The sequence below is a fragment of the Halopseudomonas sp. SMJS2 genome, assembly GCF_029866945.1.
Classification (GTDB): domain Bacteria; phylum Pseudomonadota; class Gammaproteobacteria; order Pseudomonadales; family Pseudomonadaceae; genus Halopseudomonas; species Halopseudomonas bauzanensis.
Genome location: NZ_CP123445.1, coordinates 928683 through 946945 on the forward strand (window position 1 = coordinate 928683; position 18263 = coordinate 946945).

General features: G+C 61.1%; 13 protein-coding genes. 7 read left to right on the forward strand and 6 right to left on the reverse strand.

From position 1 onward, the window contains the following. Positions 1-17: 17 nt before the first annotated feature. Complete coding sequence (locus QAO71_RS04505) at positions 18-1181, reverse strand: isovaleryl-CoA dehydrogenase (protein ID WP_280165367.1); 1164 nt, start codon at positions 1179-1181, stop codon at positions 18-20. Between the two features lie 203 nt (positions 1182-1384). On the opposite strand from QAO71_RS04505, the gene ccoN reads away from it, so the two are divergent. The 6 genes from ccoN to QAO71_RS04535 all read left to right on the forward strand — a co-directional run bounded on the left by ccoN (position 1385) and on the right by QAO71_RS04535 (position 11185). After that, complete coding sequence (gene ccoN / locus QAO71_RS04510; RefSeq protein ID WP_280165368.1) at positions 1385-2833, forward strand: cytochrome-c oxidase, cbb3-type subunit I; 1449 nt, start codon at positions 1385-1387, stop codon at positions 2831-2833. A 184-nt stretch (positions 2834-3017) separates the two neighbouring features. Beyond that, on the forward strand, positions 3018-4163 hold the full coding sequence (locus tag QAO71_RS04515; protein WP_280165369.1) for a CBS domain-containing protein: 1146 nt from the start codon (positions 3018-3020) through the stop codon (positions 4161-4163). Positions 4164-4320: 157 nt separating this feature from the next. Continuing rightward, on the forward strand, positions 4321-4665 hold the full coding sequence (locus QAO71_RS04520) for a hypothetical protein (protein ID WP_051611045.1): 345 nt from the start codon (positions 4321-4323) through the stop codon (positions 4663-4665). A 174-nt stretch (positions 4666-4839) separates the two neighbouring features. Continuing rightward, a complete protein-coding gene (locus QAO71_RS04525; protein WP_280165370.1) occupies positions 4840-7779 on the forward strand; it encodes a transglycosylase domain-containing protein in 2940 nt (979 codons plus the stop codon). 152 nt (positions 7780-7931) lie between these two features. Continuing rightward, complete coding sequence (locus QAO71_RS04530; RefSeq protein WP_280165371.1) at positions 7932-8708, forward strand: uroporphyrinogen-III synthase; 777 nt, start codon at positions 7932-7934, stop codon at positions 8706-8708. 29 nt (positions 8709-8737) lie between these two features. Next, the gene (locus tag QAO71_RS04535; RefSeq protein WP_036990750.1) at positions 8738-11185 is read left to right on the forward strand and encodes an ATP-binding protein; all 2448 of its coding nucleotides are present in this window, start codon (positions 8738-8740) and stop codon (positions 11183-11185) included. Positions 11186-11536: 351 nt separating this feature from the next. Here QAO71_RS04535 and QAO71_RS04540 read toward each other — a convergent pair whose 3' ends face one another. The 3 genes from QAO71_RS04540 to QAO71_RS04550 all read right to left on the reverse strand — a co-directional run bounded on the left by QAO71_RS04540 (position 11537) and on the right by QAO71_RS04550 (position 14717). Continuing rightward, complete coding sequence (locus QAO71_RS04540) at positions 11537-12670, reverse strand: methyltransferase (RefSeq protein WP_136869223.1); 1134 nt, start codon at positions 12668-12670, stop codon at positions 11537-11539. A gap of 131 nt (positions 12671-12801) precedes the next feature. Then, on the reverse strand, positions 12802-13212 hold the full coding sequence (gene mscL, locus QAO71_RS04545) for a large-conductance mechanosensitive channel protein MscL (protein ID WP_036990747.1): 411 nt from the start codon (positions 13210-13212) through the stop codon (positions 12802-12804). 56 nt (positions 13213-13268) lie between these two features. Continuing rightward, on the reverse strand, positions 13269-14717 hold the full coding sequence (locus QAO71_RS04550) for a polyphosphate kinase (protein ID WP_280165372.1): 1449 nt from the start codon (positions 14715-14717) through the stop codon (positions 13269-13271). A gap of 75 nt (positions 14718-14792) precedes the next feature. Here QAO71_RS04550 and radA point away from each other — a divergent pair, with 75 nt between their 5' ends. Next, complete coding sequence (gene radA, locus QAO71_RS04555; protein ID WP_036990744.1) at positions 14793-16169, forward strand: DNA repair protein RadA; 1377 nt, start codon at positions 14793-14795, stop codon at positions 16167-16169. A 28-nt stretch (positions 16170-16197) separates the two neighbouring features. Here the strand turns inward: radA and QAO71_RS04560 are convergent, their stop codons facing one another. Together QAO71_RS04560 and gdhA are read right to left on the reverse strand one after the other, a co-directional pair. Beyond that, positions 16198-16554 (reverse strand): PilZ domain-containing protein, encoded by a 357-nt coding sequence (locus QAO71_RS04560; protein ID WP_280165373.1) that lies wholly within the window; start codon positions 16552-16554, stop codon positions 16198-16200. Positions 16555-16664: 110 nt separating this feature from the next. After that, positions 16665-18005, reverse strand: a complete 1341-nt coding sequence (gene gdhA / locus QAO71_RS04565; protein WP_280165374.1) for an NADP-specific glutamate dehydrogenase — start codon at positions 18003-18005, stop codon at positions 16665-16667. Positions 18006-18263: the final 258 nt, after the last annotated feature.

Here is an 18263-nt window from a genome sequence, read left to right on the forward strand (position 1 = left end):
CAGTTTGTCTGTTGGCGTTAGCGGCTCTGCTCGAACAACTCCCGGCCAATCAACATCCGCCGGATTTCACTGGTGCCGGCGCCGATCTCATAGAGCTTGGCGTCACGCAGTAGCCGGCCGGTGGGGTAGTCGTTGATATAGCCGTTGCCGCCGAGAATCTGGATGGCCTCCAGCGCCGCACGGGTGGCCTGTTCGGCGGTGTACAGGATTACCCCAGCGGCGTCTTGGCGGCTGGCCTGTCCCAGATCACAGCTGCGCGCTACCGCATAGAGATAGGCGCGGCAGGCATTCAGACCGGTGTAGAGGTCAGCGACCTTGCCCTGGATCAGCTGGAACTCGCCGATACTGCGGCCGAACTGGCGACGATCATGGATGTAGGGCAGTACCACATCCAGGCAGGCCTGCATGATGCCCACCGGACCGGCGGCCAGCACCACCCGTTCATAATCCAGGCCGCTCATCAGCACCCGGGCCCCGCCGTTGACCTCGCCCAGCACATTACCCAGCGGTACCTGCACATCATCAAAGAACAGCGCACAAGTGTTGGAGCCGCGCATGCCCAGCTTGTCGAGCTTCGGCCCGCGGGAGAAGCCGGGGCTGTCACCTTCGAGAATGAACGCAGTCAGCCCGTGGGCGCCGCGGTCAGGTTCGGTCTTGGCATAGATCACATAGACATCTGCATCCGGACCGTTGGTGATCCACATCTTGCTGCCATTGAGCACAAAGTGATCGCCGCGCCGTTCGGCGCGCAGTTGCATGCTGACAACGTCCGAGCCGGCGTTGGGCTCGCTCATCGCCAGGGCGCCGACGCGTTCACCGGAAATCAGCCCGGGCAGGTAGCGCGCTTTCTGTTCGTCGCTGCCGTTGCGGCTGATCTGATTGACACAAAGATTGGAGTGGGCGCCGTAGGACAGAGCCACGGACGCCGAGGCGCGGCTGATCTCTTCCATCACCAGGGCATGGGCCAGGTAGCCCTGACCGGCCCCGCCGTACTCTTCCCCGGCGGTGATGCCGAGCAGGCCCATGTCGCCCAATTTGCGCCACATGTCCATGGGAAACTGATTGTCACTGTCGATGGCCGCGGCACGGGGTGCCAGCTCGCGATCGACGAAGCCACGCACCTGCTCGCGCAGCAGGTAGAGGGTATCCCCTAAGGCAAAATTCAGACCGGATTGATTCATATGTCACCTTGTTATTCTGTTCTGTGACTATGTTCAAACTAGCAGGGGCCGGCGGGCTGTCAATGAGCGGGCAATACAGGCGTATGAAGCGGGTCTTATAATAAATAATATTGAATTAAATGTTAGTTATTATCGGTTTGTCTATATTCAATGTGAGGCGCACACTATTCACGTTTTCGCCCGCCTTGCTTCTCGGAGTCATCATGCATCTTCCCTCTGCTTCTGCGGGCTCTTCGGAGCCCAGCTACAACTATGACGTGGTCCGCAAATTCACCATCATGACATTGGTCTGGGGTGTGCTGGGTATGGCCATGGGCGTGGTCCTGGCCGCGCAATTGGTCTGGCCGGCACTGAATTTCGATTTGCCCTGGTTCAGCTTCGGGCGCATTCGTCCTATCCATACCAACCTGGTGATTTTCGCCTTCGGTGGTGGCGCCCTGTTCGCCACCTCGCTGTATGTGGTCCAGCGCACCAGCCGGGTACGCTTGGTGTCGGACAAGCTGGCGAACTTCGTGTTCTGGGGCTGGCAAACGATCATCGTCGCGATCATTCTCAGCTATGCCAATGGCCTCACCACCAGCAAGGAATACGCCGAGATGATCTGGCCGATCGCCACGCTGATCACGGTCGTCTGGCTCGCCTACGGCTACCTGTTCTTCGGCACCATCGCCCGGCGCAAGGTCAAGCACATCTATGTGGGTAACTGGTTCTACGGCGCCTTCATCATAGTGACCGGACTGGTGCATGTGGTGAACCACGTTGATGTGCCGGTCTCGCTGTTCAAGTCCTACCCCATCTATGCCGGCGCCGCCGATGCCATGATCCAGTGGTGGTATGGGCACAGCGTGGTGGGCTTCATCCTGTCGGTCGGCTTTCTAGGTCTGATGTACTACTACGTACCCAAGCAGGCGGGGCGGCCGATCTATTCCTACCGCCTGTCGATCGTGCATTTCTGGGCGGTGATCGCGTTGTATATCTGGGCCGGTCCGCACCACCTGCATTACACCGCGCTACCGGATTGGGCGCAGACCCTGGGCATGGTGATGTCGATCATCCTGCTGGCGCCGAGCTGGGGCGGCATGATCAACGGCATGATGACCCTGTCCGGCGCCTGGCACAAACTGCGCACCGACCCGGTCCTGCGTTTTCTGGTGGTAGCACTGGCCTTCTACGGCATGTCCACTTTCGAAGGCCCGATGATGGCGATCAAGACGGTGAATGCCCTGTCGCACTACACCGACTGGACCATCGGCCACGTGCATGCCGGCGCCTTGGGCTGGGTGGCGATGATCAGCATCGGTGCGCTCTATCACATGGTGCCGCGACTCTGGGGGCGTGACGGCATGTACAGCATCCAGTTGATCAACCTGCATTTCTGGATGGCCAGCATGGGGACCGTGCTCTATATCGTGGCCATGTGGGTCAATGGCATCACCCAGGGCCTGATGTGGCGCGCGGTCAACGTCGATGGCACTCTGACCTACGCCTTCGTCGAGGCGCTGGAGGCCAGCCATCCGGGTTATATCGTGCGGATGATCGGGGGCGGCATCTTCGCTGCGGGGATGGTGCTGATGGCCTTCAATTGCGCGATGACCATCCGTGGGGCAGGGGAGACGGCACGCGGGGGCGAGCTGATAGGGGCCCCTTCCTGAGCGTCGGTCGTTATCTCAAGTCATTGAGTTGCATAAAAATAATTGCACCAGATATCAATAATTATTGAATTGTCTGTTGTGGTTTCGAGGGTCAGAATGGCTGGCCCTTGATTTCCCCTTTTGCAAAGTTCCGGTTTCTGATGTGCTTTACCTGGCCGTCACCTACTGCCGGCAGGAGCATATTATGTCCGGTCAGTTGCTGGCCCTTGCCCATCTGTTGTTCGGTTGGTTGCCGCGCACGGTGCAAACCCGGCCCGGTGAGTGGCTGCGTGCCGCCATGGGTGTTGCCGGCGCGGTGGCCTGCACCTTCTGGTTGTCCAGCCTGCTCTATGGGTCAACCACGGCGATGATTCTGCTGGGTCCGGCTGGGGCTTCGGCGGTGCTGTTGTTTGTCGTTTCCTCCGGTGCGCTGGCACAACCCTGGCCGGTACTGGGCAGTTACCTGCTGGCAGCACTGGTTGGTCTGGCCATGCTGCATTTGCCGTTACCCGAGATGATTCTCGGCTGGCAACTTGTGATCGGCGTGGGCGCGGTAGTGCTGGGCATGTCGGTGCTGCGCTGCCTGCACCCACCGGCGAGCGCCATGGTAGTGGTCATACTGCTGGCCGGTGACCTGTTATCGCCGCTGGGCGGCTGGCTGGTATTGCCGATCATGCTCAACGCCTGCTGTCTGCTGTTCTGCGCCACGCTGTACAACAACCTCACCGGTGTGCGTTATCCGAAGCAGGCGCCGCGGGGCGATCTGCACCACACCCGGGACATTCTTCCGGGGCAGCGGGTCGGCTTCACCGAAGAGGATCTGGATCGGGCCCTGGAGAAGCACGGCGCCTTCGTCGACATCACCCGGCACGACCTGGAACAGATTATCCGCGATACCGAAAGCTCGGCCTTGCGGCGCAAGATGGGTGATATCCGCGCCGAGCAGATCATGTCACGGGATATCCGCACCGTCGGCCCGGATACCACGGTGATGCAGGCCGTCCGCCTGTTCCGTCATCATCACGTCAAGACCCTGCCGGTGGTGGACGGCGATGGGGTGGTGCAGGGCATCACCAGCCTGAGTGATCTGCTGGCGCAGCTGGACCTGCCGCTGGGTCGTATCCTGCCGACGCGTATCAACTTGTGGCGCGATCAGCCCTTGCACAAAGTGATGACCACGCCAGTGGTTACCGTTGATGGGCAGACCCATGTGGTGGACATGATTCCGCTGATGTCGAACCAGGGACTGCATTGTCTGCCGGTGCTCGACAATGGCCGCCTGGTCGGGTTGGTAACCCAGACCGACGTGATTGCCGCACTGCATCGGGATCTGGTCAGTCACCTGGCTTGACCGATGCTGATGACAAATCACTGCGCCGCCACCCTCGGTTGGCGGTGACGCACCGATGCCAGTTGTTACCGTTGACACATTTTTCTGTTTGAACCATTGGCGCCGGTGCAATTCTATTTCCATGTAGTCCCCCCAAATACACCCGGAGGTGGAAAACATGAAACAGCAATTGATCTATACGGCATTATTTACCTTTGCTTTGGGCTCTGCTGCCCCGCTGGCGGTGGCCGCCGGCGACAAGCATGACGACGATGACCGCATGCAGGAGCAACGTCAGGACTCAGGTGCCTACAACGCGACTGGTGACAATGGCGATGCACCGCCTACCAGCCCGGATAATCCGTCTGGCCCAGAAGGGTCTGGCACCGGTAGTGGCACCGGCACAGGTACCGGCGGCGGTGCCGGCACCGGCACCAGTGGTGGTGCTGGCAGCACTGGCGCTGGAACCGGCGGTGCCGGATCTGGAGGCGCCAGTGGCGCTGGCGCGGGTGCCGGCGGCTGATCGCCGTGGCGCGCGATGAAGGCCGGGAAAACCCCGGCCTTTTTCTTGATCTGACCAAACCCATTTGAAAAATACCCTGCATCCACTGATGGAATGCCAGCCCTGAACTAGACTGAAAGCGAACCAGTGAACGAGGGGGCTATGAGGCTGCGGATATGGATTGTGACGGGCGTCGTGTCGCTGATACTGCTCTGTGTCGCAGGCTTTGAGTTTCGTTACGCCTGGCTACAGTCGCAGTGGTTCAGCGATTACGCCAGCAGACTTCATTACCAGCTCGATGAGGGCGCGAGTGAGGCGATCCGCTTTCCCGAGGCGGGTCCTTTCAATCAGCGTCTGGGGTACAGTCTGATTCCCGACTTGCAAACACGGCTGCAACAGCGCGGCTACGGTATCAGTCAACAGGTGCGCTTTTCCGATGAACTGGTGAATTTTGCCGATCATGGCCTGTTCTTGCCCTATCGGGAGAAAACCCAGGCGGGCCTGCAGATAGCCGATCACCACGGCCAGCCCATCTATCGGTTTACCTATCCCCGCTTCGGTTTTGCTGAGTTTGACGATATTCCGCCATTACTGGTGGAGGCGTTGCTCTTCATTGAGAACCGCCACTTGCTGGACCCGAGCCTGGAACATGCCAACCCCGCCGTGGATTGGCCACGGCTGGTCAACGCTTCACTGGCCATGGTCGTCGGCACTCTGGGCGGGGAGGGGTATAGCCATGGCGCCAGCACGCTGGCGACCCAGATCGAAAAATACCGCCACTCCCTGCAAGGCCGTACCCAATCTCCCATGGACAAGCTGCGGCAGATGGCGTCGGCCAGCATCAGAGCCTACAGCGGTGGACCGCAGACCATGACTGCCCGCCGCCAGCTGGTGCTGGATTATCTCAACAGCGTGCCACTGACGGCCGCGCCCGGGCATGGCGAAGTACATGGTTTCGGTGATGCCTTGTGGGTCTGGTTTGCCACGGATATCGCCGGCTTCAGCGCCAGCCTCAACGGCGAACGAGGATTACAGGCGCAGGCAGTGGCGCTGCGCCAGGGCTTATCGCTGATCATCGCCCAGCGGCGGCCCAGCTGGTACCTGTTGAACGGTCGGGCTGAGCTGCAGGAGCTGGTCGACAGTCATTTGCGGCTGTTGGCGAGCGAGCAGCGCATCGATCTGCCGTTGGCCGAGGCGGCGTTGGCCAGCCCGCTGGTATTCCGGGACTGGCAGACTCAGCCTCTGGACGAGACCATCGACATGGATAAGGCGATCCGGGTGACCCGCAGCCAGTTGGCATCGCTGCTTGGCCAGTCGATCTATGATCTGGATCGACTTGATCTGAGTGCCAGCAGCAGTCTGGATGTGGAGTTGCAGCGGTCCGTCAGCGCGTTTTTGCACAGTCTGGCCGACGAGGGGGTCGCTCGCCAGAACGGATTGCTGGGCGAGACGCTGCTGTCCGGCAAACAGGCGCCGGAGGTGCATTACAGCTTCACGCTCATGGAGCGCACCGCGACCGGCAACCAGGTGCGGGTGCAGACCGATACCACTGGCCAGCCGTTCGACCTGAACCAGGGCAGCAAGCTGGAGCTGGGGTCCACCGCCAAGCTGCGGGTGCTGACCAGCTATCTTGAAATCATCGCCGAACTGCACGCCGCGCTGGCCGATACCGACGCGGTCGCTCTGCGCGCTGCCGAGGCCCAGGCGCAGGATCCGCTCAGCCAATGGGCAGCAGGCTACCTGCGCACCCACCCCGACAGCGACTTGCCAGCCATGCTTGAAGCGGCTTTGCAGCGGCGCTATTCCGCTTCGCCCTGGGAGCGGTTTCCAACCGGGGGTGGACTACAGCGCTTTTCCAACTACCGCAAGGAGGATAACCGTCGGCGACCAACCGTTCAGGAGGCGCTGCAGGAATCCATCAACCTGCCTTTCGTCCGTCTATTGCGTGATGTTGTCCGCTACAGCCTGCACCACAGCGTGGAGGACGCCAGCAGCCTGTTGACCAATGATCGCGATCCGCGCCGCCAGGCCTGGCTGCAAACGTTTGCCGACCGGGAAGGGCGAGTCTACCTGCAGCGCTTCTGGCGCCGTTATGCCGGGATGGATGAGCAGCAGCGATTCGAGCGTCTACTGCAGCACGTGCAACCTATTGCTGCCCGGCTTTCGGTGGTCTATCGCATGCTCTACCCCGAAGCCGATTTCGACAATTTCAGTGCCTTTCTGCAGGAATGGGTGCGGGTGCCGCAGAAACCGGATCGCATCGAACGTCTGTACCACACCTACCGCCCGGGCAAGTATGACCTGACCGACCAGGGTTATATCGCCCAGGTGCATCCGCTGGAGTTGTGGCTGCTGGAATACTTGCGCCGCCATCCCCAGGCCACGCTAAATGAGGTGCTGTCAGCCAGCGCGGTTCAGCGCCAGGAAGTCTACGGCTGGCTGTTTCGCACCCGGCACGCTGGTGCACGCAATGTGCGCATCCGCAGCATGCTCGAACGCGAGGCCTTTGATGATCTGCATCAGCGCTGGCAGCGGGTCGGTTATCCCTTTCCGCACCTGGTGCCATCCCTGGGGACGGCGCTGGGCAGCTCCGGCGATCGGCCCAGCGCCTTGGCCGAGTTGATGGGCATCATCCTCAACGACGGCAAGCGACAGCCGGTGCGGCGCATCAACAACCTGCATTTTGCTGCCGCGACCCCCTGGGAAACCCGCTTCGAGCCGCTGTCAGTAGAGGCGCGCCAGGTGCTCCAGCCCGAGGTGGCGGCGGCGCTGCGCAATGCGCTGTCGGCGGTGGTACTCGACGGCACCGGCCGGCGGCTGCAGGGCGTATTCATCACTGCTGCCGGCGAGCCGCTGGCGGTTGGGGGCAAGACCGGAACCGGCGACAACCGCAGCCATACCATGGCCGCTGATGGCCGAATCCTTTCCAGCGAGGTGTTGAACCGCACGGCGACCTTCGTATTCTTCCTCGGTCCCGACCACTTCGGCACCCTGACGGCATTCGTGCCGGGCGCCGATGCCGGTGCCTTTCACTTCACCTCAGCGCTGCCGGCGCAGGTATTGAAAAGCATGGCGCCAGTGCTGGCGCCCCACCTCGATACGCCCGCCCCGGCGCTTGTTCAACACCAGCAGTGAACTGGCGCCAGGCCCGGCGCGCTTGAAGCTCGGCGGGATCTGGCCGCACAATGCGGCTTTCCTCTGGTAAAGGGTCCTCCCATGTCTGATCTGCCCTGGTGGGCCGCCGTATCGCCTTGCCTGAAAGCCGCGAACTGGATTTGTTTGCGGACATGCTCCTCAAGCGCGGCGCAGAAGTACTGCGCTGCCCGTTGGTAGCCATCCATGACGCGCCGGACCAGCAACCGATACAGGATTGGCTGGAGGCTTTTATCAGTCAGCCCTGGGACGACTTCATCATGCTGACCGGCGAAGGCATGCGCCGGCTCCTCACGGCTGCTGAACGGGCCGGAGGCACAGTACGAGAGGATTTCATCACCCGACTCGGACAGGTACGCAAGATCGTTCGCGGACCCAAGCCGGGCGCGGCCCTTCGTGCCGTTGGCCTCAAAGCCGAAGTGACTGCTGTAGAGCCGACCACGGCCGGTATCATCAGCACCCTGCAGACCGAGGACCTGCGCGGCCGGCGGATCGCCGTGCAACTCTATGGCACCGATCCAAACCAGTTGCTGATGAGTTTCTTGCAGCAGGCCGGGGCGCAAGTGGCCCCGGTATGGCCCTATGTCTATGCCGACGATGTCGAGAATGCCCAGGTTGATGCGCTGATTGCCGAGCTGGCCGCCGGCCGGCTGGATGCCATTGCCTTTACCAGTGGCACCCAGGTGCGGCGGCTGTTTCAGATCGGCCGGCGCTCGGTAGGGGAGCAGCGGCTGAAAGAGATTCTCGCGGGCCTCAAGATCGCCGCTGTGGGGCCGGTGGTTGCCGGCGAATTGCAGGAGCGTGGTCTGCGGGTCGACTTGATGCCGCCGAGCAGTTTCTTCATGAAGCCGCTGGTGCGCGAACTGGTCCGGGAGTTCGGGGGCACAAGCCCGGGCAATGGTTTACACTGAATTTTCACCTGTTTCACAAGGCAAGTTTGATGAGCAAAGCCGGCCCGACACCGCTGTCGCCAGAACAACTGACCGTCCCGATTGACCTCGAAAGTCTGGGATTCACGTCTACGGATGATCTGGAACCGTTCAAGGGCATCCTGGGCCAGGACCGGGCCGTCGAGGCGATGCATTTTGGTGTCGCCATGCGCCGGCCCGGCTACAACATGTTCGTCATGGGCGAGCCGGGCACGGGGCGATTCTCCTATGCCATGCGCTATCTGCAGGCCGAGGCCAAACGCATGGCGACCCCGCAGGACTGCATCTACGTCAATAATTTCGATGAGCCCCGCGAGCCCAGAGCGCTGCACATGGCACCGGGCATCGCAGCCGCCTTCATCGAAGACATTGACCATCTGATCGACAACCTGCTGGCGACCTTCCCGGCGGTATTCGAGCATCCGGCCTTCCAGCAGAAGAAGAGTGCGATCGATCGGCGCTTCAATAAGCGCTATGACAGCGCCATCGATACTGTCGAACGCAAGGCGCTGGAGCGCAACATCGCGCTGTACCGGGAGGGACAGAATCTGGCCTTTACCCCCATGCGCGACGGTAAGGGGCTGGATGAGGCGGAGTTTACCCGGCTGCCGGAAGCCGAACGCGAGCGCTTCCATGCTGATATCTCGGATCTGGAAGAGGTGCTCAACGAGGCGCTGTCCAGCCTGCCGCAATGGAAGCGCGAGTCCAGCAACGAATTGCGCGAGCTGAACGAGCAGACCATCACCGATGCGCTGCAGCCGCTGCTGCAACCGTTGACCGAGCGTTACTGCGACAACCCCGGCGTATGCCAGTACATCCAGGCGATGCATCAGGATCTACTGAAGATCGTGATCGAGCTGATCGCCGATGAGCGCGCTACCGATGCACGCCCCGAGGCGGTCAAGAAGGCAGCGCTGATCGAACGGTACAGCCCCAACCCCGTCATTGAACATCCGGGCTCCCGGGGCGCGCCCGTGGTGCATGAACCGCATCCTTCCTACGACAACCTGTTCGGGCGAGTGGAATACAGCTCCGAACAGGGCGCTCTGCTCACCAGCTACCGCCATATCCGCTCCGGTGCGCTGCACCGCGCCAACCATGGCTACCTGGTGCTGGAGGCGGAAAAACTGTTGAGCGAGCCTTTCGTCTGGGAGGCGCTCAAACGCGCCCTGCAGTCGCGTGAGCTGAAAATCGAATCGCCCTGGGCTGACCTCGGCCGGCTGACCACGGTAACGCTGACGCCGGAGGTCATTCCGCTGTCGGTCAAAGTGGTGTTGATCGGTTCGCGCCGGATCTATTACACCCTGCAGGACCATGATCCTGACTTCCAGGAACTGTTTCGCGTACTGGTGGATTTCGACGATTACCTGCCGCGCACGCCGGACAGCATCGATGGCATGGCGCAACTGCTCAAGACCCGGGTCGATGAGGAGGGCATGGCGCCCCTGAGTGTCGCCGCCGTGGCGCGGATACTGACCTACAGCGCGCGCCTGGCCGAGCATCAGCAGCATCTGTCCGCCAGTATCAGTGATATCTTCCAGCTGGTTGCCGAGGCTGACCTCACTCGTCAGCTGGCCGGTGACAGAATGACCGACACCGGCCACATCGAGCGTGCCTTGCAGGCCAAGGAGGCGCGCACCGGCCGCGCCAGCGCGCGTATCCGTGAGGATATGCTGTCGGGGGTGATCCTGATCGATACCGCCGGTGCGGCGGTCGGTAAGTGCAACGGGCTGACGGTGCTGGCTATCGGCGATTCGGTATTTGGGGTGCCGGCGCGGATCAGCGCCACTGTCTATCCCGGCAGCAGCGGCATCGTGGATATCGAACGTGAGGTCAGTCTGGGTCAATCGATCCACTCCAAGGGCGTGATGATCCTCACTGGCTATCTCGGCAGTCGGTATGCGCAGGACCATCAGCTGGAGATTTCCGCCAGCATCGCTCTGGAACAGTCCTATGGCTATATCGATGGCGATAGCGCCTCGCTGGGTGAGGTCTGTGCACTGATCTCCGCCCTGTCACGAGTGCCGCTGAAACAGGGTTTTGCGATCACCGGCTCGATCAACCAGTTCGGCGAAGTGCAGGCGGTCGGTGGGGTCAACGTGAAGATCGAAGGGTTCTTTCGGCTATGTGAAGCGCGTGGCCTGACCGGGGAGCAGGGCGTGATCATTCCCCGTTCCAATGTCCCCAACCTGATGCTGCACCAGACGGTGCTGGATGCAGCCAAGGCCGGTCTGTTCCATATCTATGCGGTGGAGAATGTCGACCAGGCGTTGAGTCTGCTGGCCGGTGAGGATGCCGGCACACCGGATGCCGCAGGCAACTTTCCTGAAGGGTCGATCAATGCCCGGGCAGTGCAGCGGCTGAAGACCATCAATAACCGTGGCCAGCACAACGACGACTCTGATACGCGGGCCGGGTCGGGCGATGAGGAAGAGGCCGCGCCGCTGGTCAAACAATGAACAGCATGCCGGACCCCAGGTCCGGCATGCCCTTGAGCGAGCTTTCCCGGTATTGTCTACAGAGTTATCCACAGAATGTGTGGAGGACTTTCCACGATTCATTATCCCAAGGCATTGTCAATAACCCGTTTTCGGGAATGCTGACCGGATAACAATTTATCCCCTGCGTCAAGGCCGAAGGTGCGGCATCATGCCACCTACAGGGCGGTGGTCTGCCAAAAAATGACCCGCTGGTCACGTTGGTCGTTTTTTGAACTATTTGCGCCAGTACCTGAGGCGATATGGCCCAGCGGCATTTGCCACAAGCCTGTACACAGAGTTATCCACAGAATGTGTGTACAACCGGTTTTATTACTGGCTGGCCCGCAACACCACAAACTTGCTGTTGCCACCGACCTGCTCCACCTGGCTGAAGAAGCGCCGTAACTTGACGTGGTAAGCCAGGTGGCGGTTGCCGACCACCAGCAGGGCGCCATTGGGTGCCAGAGCAGTGCGGCTCTGCTGAAACAGGCGCAGGGCAATCTCGTCGCCGATCACCTGTTGCTGATGAAACGGCGGATTGCACAGCACCAGATCAGCGCTGGCGGCCTCGGCATCAACCAGGCCGTCGCTGACGGTGAAGCAGGCGTCGCGTCCGGGGCAGGCAGCGGTGAAATTCTGCCGTGCCGAGGTGACCGCTGCGTAAGACTCATCAATGAAGCTCAGCTGCGCCTGGGAGTTGAGCAGTGCCGCCTGGATGCCCAGGGCGCCGTTGCCGCAACCCAGGTCGACAATGCGCGCAGGACCTGCGGTCGGCGGGATGCAGGGCAGCATGACCCGGGTACCAATATCCAGGCGATCCCGTGAGAACACGCCGGGCAGGTTGGTCAGTTGAGGGCCGCTTTCGGGCAGGGCATAGCGGGTGTCGAGCTGCGGTATCGCCGGTGTCAGGTCGGAGTCGAATCGTGCGGTCAGCAAACGGGCCTTCTTCCAGGCGAGGGACGCCTGGTACGGGCCCACATACCTGGCCAATAGATCTCCAGCGCTGGGTGGCAGGTGCTTGAGCATGGCACCGGCGATTACGACGGCGTCGGCTGATAGCCGCGGCCGCAGACGACTGAGCTGGTCTTCGAGCAGTGCCAGGCTTTTCGGAATACGCAGCAGCACGTGGCTGATCGGGCCGTTGGGCAAGCGCTGGCTATCGATAAAGGTGACCGTCTGCGCTGACAGCTGGTTATGGCGAAGATTATCCTGCAGCGCGCGCTCGGCCAGATGCGAATCGCCCCAGCTCATTACCGGGATGCCCGTCAGAGCCAGGGCGCAGGCCAGGGTACCGAATTGATCGTTGACCACCAGTACCGAACCCGTGACCGAGCCTTCCGACAGGCGCGCCTGTTCCTGCAGCAGATACAGGTCAGCTGCATCGAAAGGTTGCAGTGTCGGATTACGGGTTGGCGGGTAGCGGTCGAGTCGGAGACTACCGAAAGAGGTATCGCAACGTTGCATGGGCGGGCCGGAAAACGAGTCAGGGCGGGCAGTATAGCGCAGCCGGTCCGGCGGTTCAGGTTCTCTGGTGAGGCCCTGCGAGCGAGCTGTCGTTCGCAGGGCCCGGGGAGCGCAGAGTGCGGTCCTGCTGCTTACTTCTCGGCCTGCTGCTTGAGCAGGTCGCGGATATCGGTCAGCAGCACTTCTTCCTTGCTCGGCGCTGGCGGCGCGGCTGGAGCTTCTTCTTCCTTGCGCTTGAGATTGTTCATCACCTTGATAGCAACAAAAATGGCCGCGGCAATGATCAGGAAATCCACGATGCTCTGGATGAAGGCGCCGTAGCCCAGGGTAACCGCTGCCAGGTCGCCCTGCGCCTCGCGGAGCACCACGGCCAGATCGCTGAAATCCACGCCCCCGATAGCGAGCCCCAGGGGGGGCATGACGATGTTATCCACAAAGGAGGACACCACCTTGCCGAAGGCAGCACCGATAATGATACCCACAGCCATGTCGATGACATTGCCGCGCATGGCGAATGACTTGAATTCCTGAATCAGACTCATGTTCTACCTACTCCTGTATGCCCGAATGGCGAGCTTATTTGATATTTTTTTACTTTTTATTTCAACGCATTCTGCAATTCCGTGCAGACGATCTCCAGAGTTTGGATGCGCGCATGGCGCTTGTCTTCTGCGGGAATGACATGCCAGGGCGCAGTGGCAGTGCTGGTGCGTTCGACCATATCGTTCAGCGCCTGCTCATATTGTGGCCATTGATCCCGATTTCGCCAGTCCTCATCGGAAAGCTTGTGGCGTTTGAGCGGCGACTCGGCGCGAGCCTGAAATCGCCGTAGTTGTTCCTCGGGGGTAATTGCCAGCCAGAACTTCAGCACCAGGGTGCCGGCGGCCTGTAATTGCGCCTCGAAATCATTGATTTCATCATAGGCGCGCTGCCATTCCCGGCGGGTGCAGAAGCCTTCGACCCGCTCGACCAGAACGCGGCCATAGTAGCTGCGGTCGAAGATGGCGACACGCCCGGGCAATGGCACGCGTTTCCAGAACCGCAGCAGATAAGGCTGATGGCGTTCTTCGCTGGTCGGCGCGCGGGTGCCATGAACGCGCATATAGCGCGGGTCCAGACATTGGCTGATACGGCGGATGGCCCCGCCCTTGCCAGCGGCATCGGTCCCTTCGAAGACCAGCAGCAGGCTGCGCCCGGCAAACGCTGGATGGCGTACCAGCTCGCGCAACCGGGCCTGGTAGTGCGCGAGCCGCTCCTTGTAGCGGGCCTTGTCCAGCTTGCGGTCGTAATCCAGTTGTTGCAACTGGGTCAGCGGGGCGGGTTGCCAGGAGGCGGTCGGCATCTTGCCGGGGCCGGCCTCCAGCAACTGTTGGGTCCGCTGCAGCACGATCTGGCCGACGCGGATATCCCGCTCATGCTCATCGTCGCCGGATACGGTGATCCAGGGGGCTGCCTCGGTCGAGGTCAGGGTGCTGATCAACTGAAATGAATCCTGGACGCAGGCATAGTCGGCGTCGCTGAAACTACCCCATTCACGCATGGCGACAGTCTGTTCGCCGCTGGCAAATCTTCCTGCTGGTTTTACCGGGCCTTCGACTTGCAGCCACAGCTTGACCAGGGCTATGCCCTCACCGGTGAGCAGGCGTTCGAAGCGGGCAATTTCCTCCATCTGCCTGCGCAGCGCTGGCAGGTCGATCTCGCCCCGGCAATAGCGGATCTGTGGTTGGTGATACCAGGAGCCCAGGTAGAAACCGAGCCGGGCTGGTTTGGGCAGGCTGATCCAGTAGCGCCACAGGTGAGGCATCTGCTGCTCGACGCCCTGGGGCAGGGCAAAGGCTCGGGTATTCAGGTAGCGGTTGTCCAGCGTATTGTAGAAGCCATAAATAGCCTCGGCCTTGCCGGCCTCGTCATTACCGCTGATCAACACCAGCACCGGTCCCTTCTTCGCTTTGCGCAGGGCATACTGGGCTTCGAGCAGAGCCTCGGTGAGTTTCCGTCGCTGCCGTTTATAGCTCTTTTTGTTGGTGCTGTGTTCGGGCACTTTCATTGTTCCGTCAGGATTTATCCGCGCTCGATCAGTATAGTAACTGCTTGAGAATTTCTTCAGTTTCATGGGATCGCAATGGCGAAGAACAAACGACTCTATGGCTGCACTGAGTGCGGCGCTACCTTCACCAAATGGGCAGGGCAGTGTGGTGAATGCCAGGCCTGGAATACCCTGATTGAAACCGTGATAGATACCACCCCGACGGGCGGCAGCGGTGGCGGTTCGCGCAGCAGCAACTGGGCAGGAGAAATGGCCCAGGTAAAAACCCTCGCCGAGGTATCCACTGAAGAAATGCCCCGCCAGCCCAGCGGTTCGTCGGAGCTGGACCGGGTATTGGGTGGTGGGCTGGTCAGCGGCTCAGTAGTCTTGATCGGTGGTGATCCGGGTATCGGCAAATCCACCATTCTGCTGCAGACCCTGTGCCGACTGGCGCAGAACATGCCCGCGCTGTATATCACCGGTGAAGAGTCCCAGCAGCAGGTAGCGATGCGTGCCGACCGGCTTGGCCTGCCGAAGGACCAGCTCAAGGTCATGACTGAAACCTGCATTGAAAGCATCGTCGCCACTGCCCGGCGTGAGCAGCCCAAGGTGATGGTGGTGGACTCCATCCAGACCATCTTCACCGAGCAACTGCAATCAGCCCCCGGCGGTGTCGCCCAGGTACGGGAAAGCGCCGCGCTTCTGGTGCGTTTTGCCAAGCAGAGCGGTACCGCCATTTTCCTGGTTGGTCATGTGACCAAGGAGGGTTCGCTGGCCGGGCCGCGGGTACTCGAACATATGGTCGACACCGTGTTGTATTTCGAAGGTGAGTCCGATGGCCGGCTGCGCATGCTGCGGGCGGTGAAGAACCGTTTTGGTGCGGTCAACGAGCTTGGCGTATTCGCCATGACCGACAAGGGCCTCAAGGAAGTCGCCAACCCCTCGGCGATTTTCCTGTCACGTTATGACGCACCCATTCCCGGCAGTGTGGTGATGTCCACCTGGGAAGGGTCGAGGCCGATGCTGGTGGAAGTGCAGGCGCTGGTAGACACCAGCCACCTGGGCAATCCCCGGCGGGTAACCCTGGGGTTGGATCAGAACCGTCTGGCTATGCTGCTGGCGGTACTGCATCGTCATGGAGGCGTGCCCACCTATGACCAGGACGTGTTCGTCAACGTGGTCGGCGGGGTCAAGGTGCTGGAAACCGCGGCCGATCTGGCGCTGCTGGCCGCGGTGATCTCCAGCCTGCGCAACCGCCCGCTGCCGATGGACCTGATGGTGTTCGGCGAACTCGGTCTGTCGGGCGAGATTCGCCCGGTACCCAGCGGTCAGGAGCGGCTGAAGGAAGCCGCCAAGCATGGCTTTACCCGCGCCATCGTACCCAAGGCCAACGCGCCCAAGGAATCACCCAAGGGCATGCAGGTAGTGCCGGTGACCCGGCTGGATGAAGCCCTGGGCATGCTGTTCGAGTGAGCTGCGCCCCGGTTGTCTGGCTCAGGCGTCAGCGACCCAGTTCGGTCAGCTCCCGTTCTGCCAGCGACGGGTCGCCCAGCGTCGCGCTGATCAATGCTTTCAACTGGGCGATGGAATCCAGATCGAGATGCCGACAGGCCAGAGAGAGCACATCGTCACGGCTGAAGGCCAGTTGTGCTTCCAGGCGGATGTGATCGCCGCTAGTCAGCTCGATGATCGTTTCCAGGTGGGCATCAGCGTCGGCCAGGGACCAGGTGTCCGGTCGGCTGATCAACAGGCCTGCCAGGGAGATATCCAGCAACGGGGCAGAGTGGGTCCAGGCATCCTGCTGGAGCCTGACGGTCGCGTCGAAAAGGGCAGGGGAAGAGAAGTGATGGTCTGACATGACGGCCCCCGATAGGTCGGGTTCAATATGCCATCATTATAGCTGCTGCGCGGAGACTCTACTGAGGGCGATCTGCCGCAGGTTGACCTGCGGCAGATCGAATCGTCAACTCAGACCACGCCCTGGGCGAGCATGGCGTCGGCGACCTTGACGAAGCCGGCGATGTTGGCGCCCTTGACGTAGTTGATATAGCCGTCTTCTTCTTTGCCGTAGCGTTCGCAGGCAGAGTGGATCGACTGCATGATGGCGTGCAGTTTGGTGTCTACCTCGCCATCGGTCCACTGCATACGCATGGCGTTCTGGCTCATCTCCAGCCCGCTCACCGCGACGCCACCGGCATTGGCTGCTTTGCCCGGAGCGAACAGGATGCGGTTTTCCAGGAACACGTCCAGCGCTTCCAGGGTGGACGGCATGTTGGCACCTTCGGCCACGCAGTAGCAGCCGTTGGCGATCAGCGTGCGGGCATCGTCGCCGCCGAGCTCGTTCTGGGTTGCGCAGGGCAGGGCGATGTCGCAGGCCAGGTGCCACGGCGTACGGTTGGCCAGGAACTCCAGGTTGAATTCGCTGGCCATTTCCTGCAGGCGGCCGCGACGCTCGTTCTTCAGGTCCATCAGGTAATGCCACTGTTCGGTGGTCATGCCGTCGGGGAAGTAGAGGGTACCGGCGGAGTCGGACACCGAGATCACGATGGCGCCCAGGTCCATGGCCTTGAGCGCGGCGTACTGGGCTACGTTGCCGGAACCCGATACCGCCACACGCTGGCCTTCCAGGCTGCGACCGCGTTCCTGCAGCATTTCTTCGGTGAAGTAGACGCAGCCGTAGCCGGTGGCTTCAGGACGGATCAGGCTGCCACCGTAGGTCAGGCCCTTGCCGGTCAGTACCGAGGTGAACTCGTTGCGCAGACGCTTGTACTGGCCATACATGTAGCCGATTTCCCGGGCGCCAACACCGATATCCCCGGCGGGGATGTCCAGGTTCTCGCCGATGTGGCGGGACAGTTCGGTCATGAACGACTGGCAGAAGCGCATGACTTCGGCGTTGCTCTTGCCCTTGGGATCGAAGTCGGAGCCGCCCTTGCCGCCGCCCATGGGCAGGGTGGTCAGTGCGTTCTTGAATACCTGCTCGAAGGCCAGAAACTTGAGTACGCCCAGGTTGACCGAGGGGTGGAAGCGCAGGCCGCCCTTGTAAGGACCGATGGCGCTGTTCATCTGCACGCGGAAACCCCGGTTCACATGGACCTGGCCGGCGTCGTCCATCCACGGCACGCGGAACATGATCACCCGCTCGGGTTCGATCAGGCGTTCGATGATGCCAGCCTTGAGATACTTCGGGTTCTCCTGCAGAAAGGGCCACAGTGTGCTCAGCACTTCTTCGGCTGCCTGATGAAATTCGGGTTGCTCTGGATCGCGCAGTTTGAGATGCGCCAGGCAGGAGGTCAGAGTATCGGTCATGGAAGTCTCTTTTTTGCAAGTTTAAGACGTAATGGCGCAAATTTATCAGAGGTGGGCACGCTCTGAAATAGTGCTTCACAAAAAAACATGCATGATGATGGTGCGGAAAGCCGACCTGCAGTGCTGTAATCGCGGCAAAGGCCGTGCTTGAAGATTGACTGCAGGTACCTGTTTTAAAAGGAATTTATTGATCATTTCCGACTTTCCGCTGCCTGCGCGTTTTGGTCGCAGGCAGCGGGTCGAAAAAGTTCAAAAAAA

Coding starts and splice junctions, on each gene's coding strand:
- mscL (WP_036990747.1), bottom strand. CDS start 13,212: ATGAGTCTGATTCAGGAATTCAAGTCATTCGCCATGCGCGGCAATGTC.
- radA (WP_036990744.1), top strand. CDS start 14,793: ATGGCGAAGAACAAACGACTCTATGGCTGCACTGAGTGCGGCGCTACC.
- gdhA (WP_280165374.1), bottom strand. CDS start 18,005: ATGACCGATACTCTGACCTCCTGCCTGGCGCATCTCAAACTGCGCGAT.
- QAO71_RS04520 (WP_051611045.1), top strand. CDS start 4,321: ATGAAACAGCAATTGATCTATACGGCATTATTTACCTTTGCTTTGGGC.
- QAO71_RS04550 (WP_280165372.1), bottom strand. CDS start 14,717: ATGAAAGTGCCCGAACACAGCACCAACAAAAAGAGCTATAAACGGCAG.
- QAO71_RS04560 (WP_280165373.1), bottom strand. CDS start 16,554: ATGTCAGACCATCACTTCTCTTCCCCTGCCCTTTTCGACGCGACCGTC.
- QAO71_RS04515 (WP_280165369.1), top strand. CDS start 3,018: ATGTCCGGTCAGTTGCTGGCCCTTGCCCATCTGTTGTTCGGTTGGTTG.
- QAO71_RS04540 (WP_136869223.1), bottom strand. CDS start 12,670: ATGCAACGTTGCGATACCTCTTTCGGTAGTCTCCGACTCGACCGCTAC.
- QAO71_RS04535 (WP_036990750.1), top strand. CDS start 8,738: ATGAGCAAAGCCGGCCCGACACCGCTGTCGCCAGAACAACTGACCGTC.
- QAO71_RS04530 (WP_280165371.1), top strand. CDS start 7,932: ATGCTCCTCAAGCGCGGCGCAGAAGTACTGCGCTGCCCGTTGGTAGCC.
- ccoN (WP_280165368.1), top strand. CDS start 1,385: ATGCATCTTCCCTCTGCTTCTGCGGGCTCTTCGGAGCCCAGCTACAAC.
- QAO71_RS04505 (WP_280165367.1), bottom strand. CDS start 1,181: ATGAATCAATCCGGTCTGAATTTTGCCTTAGGGGATACCCTCTACCTG.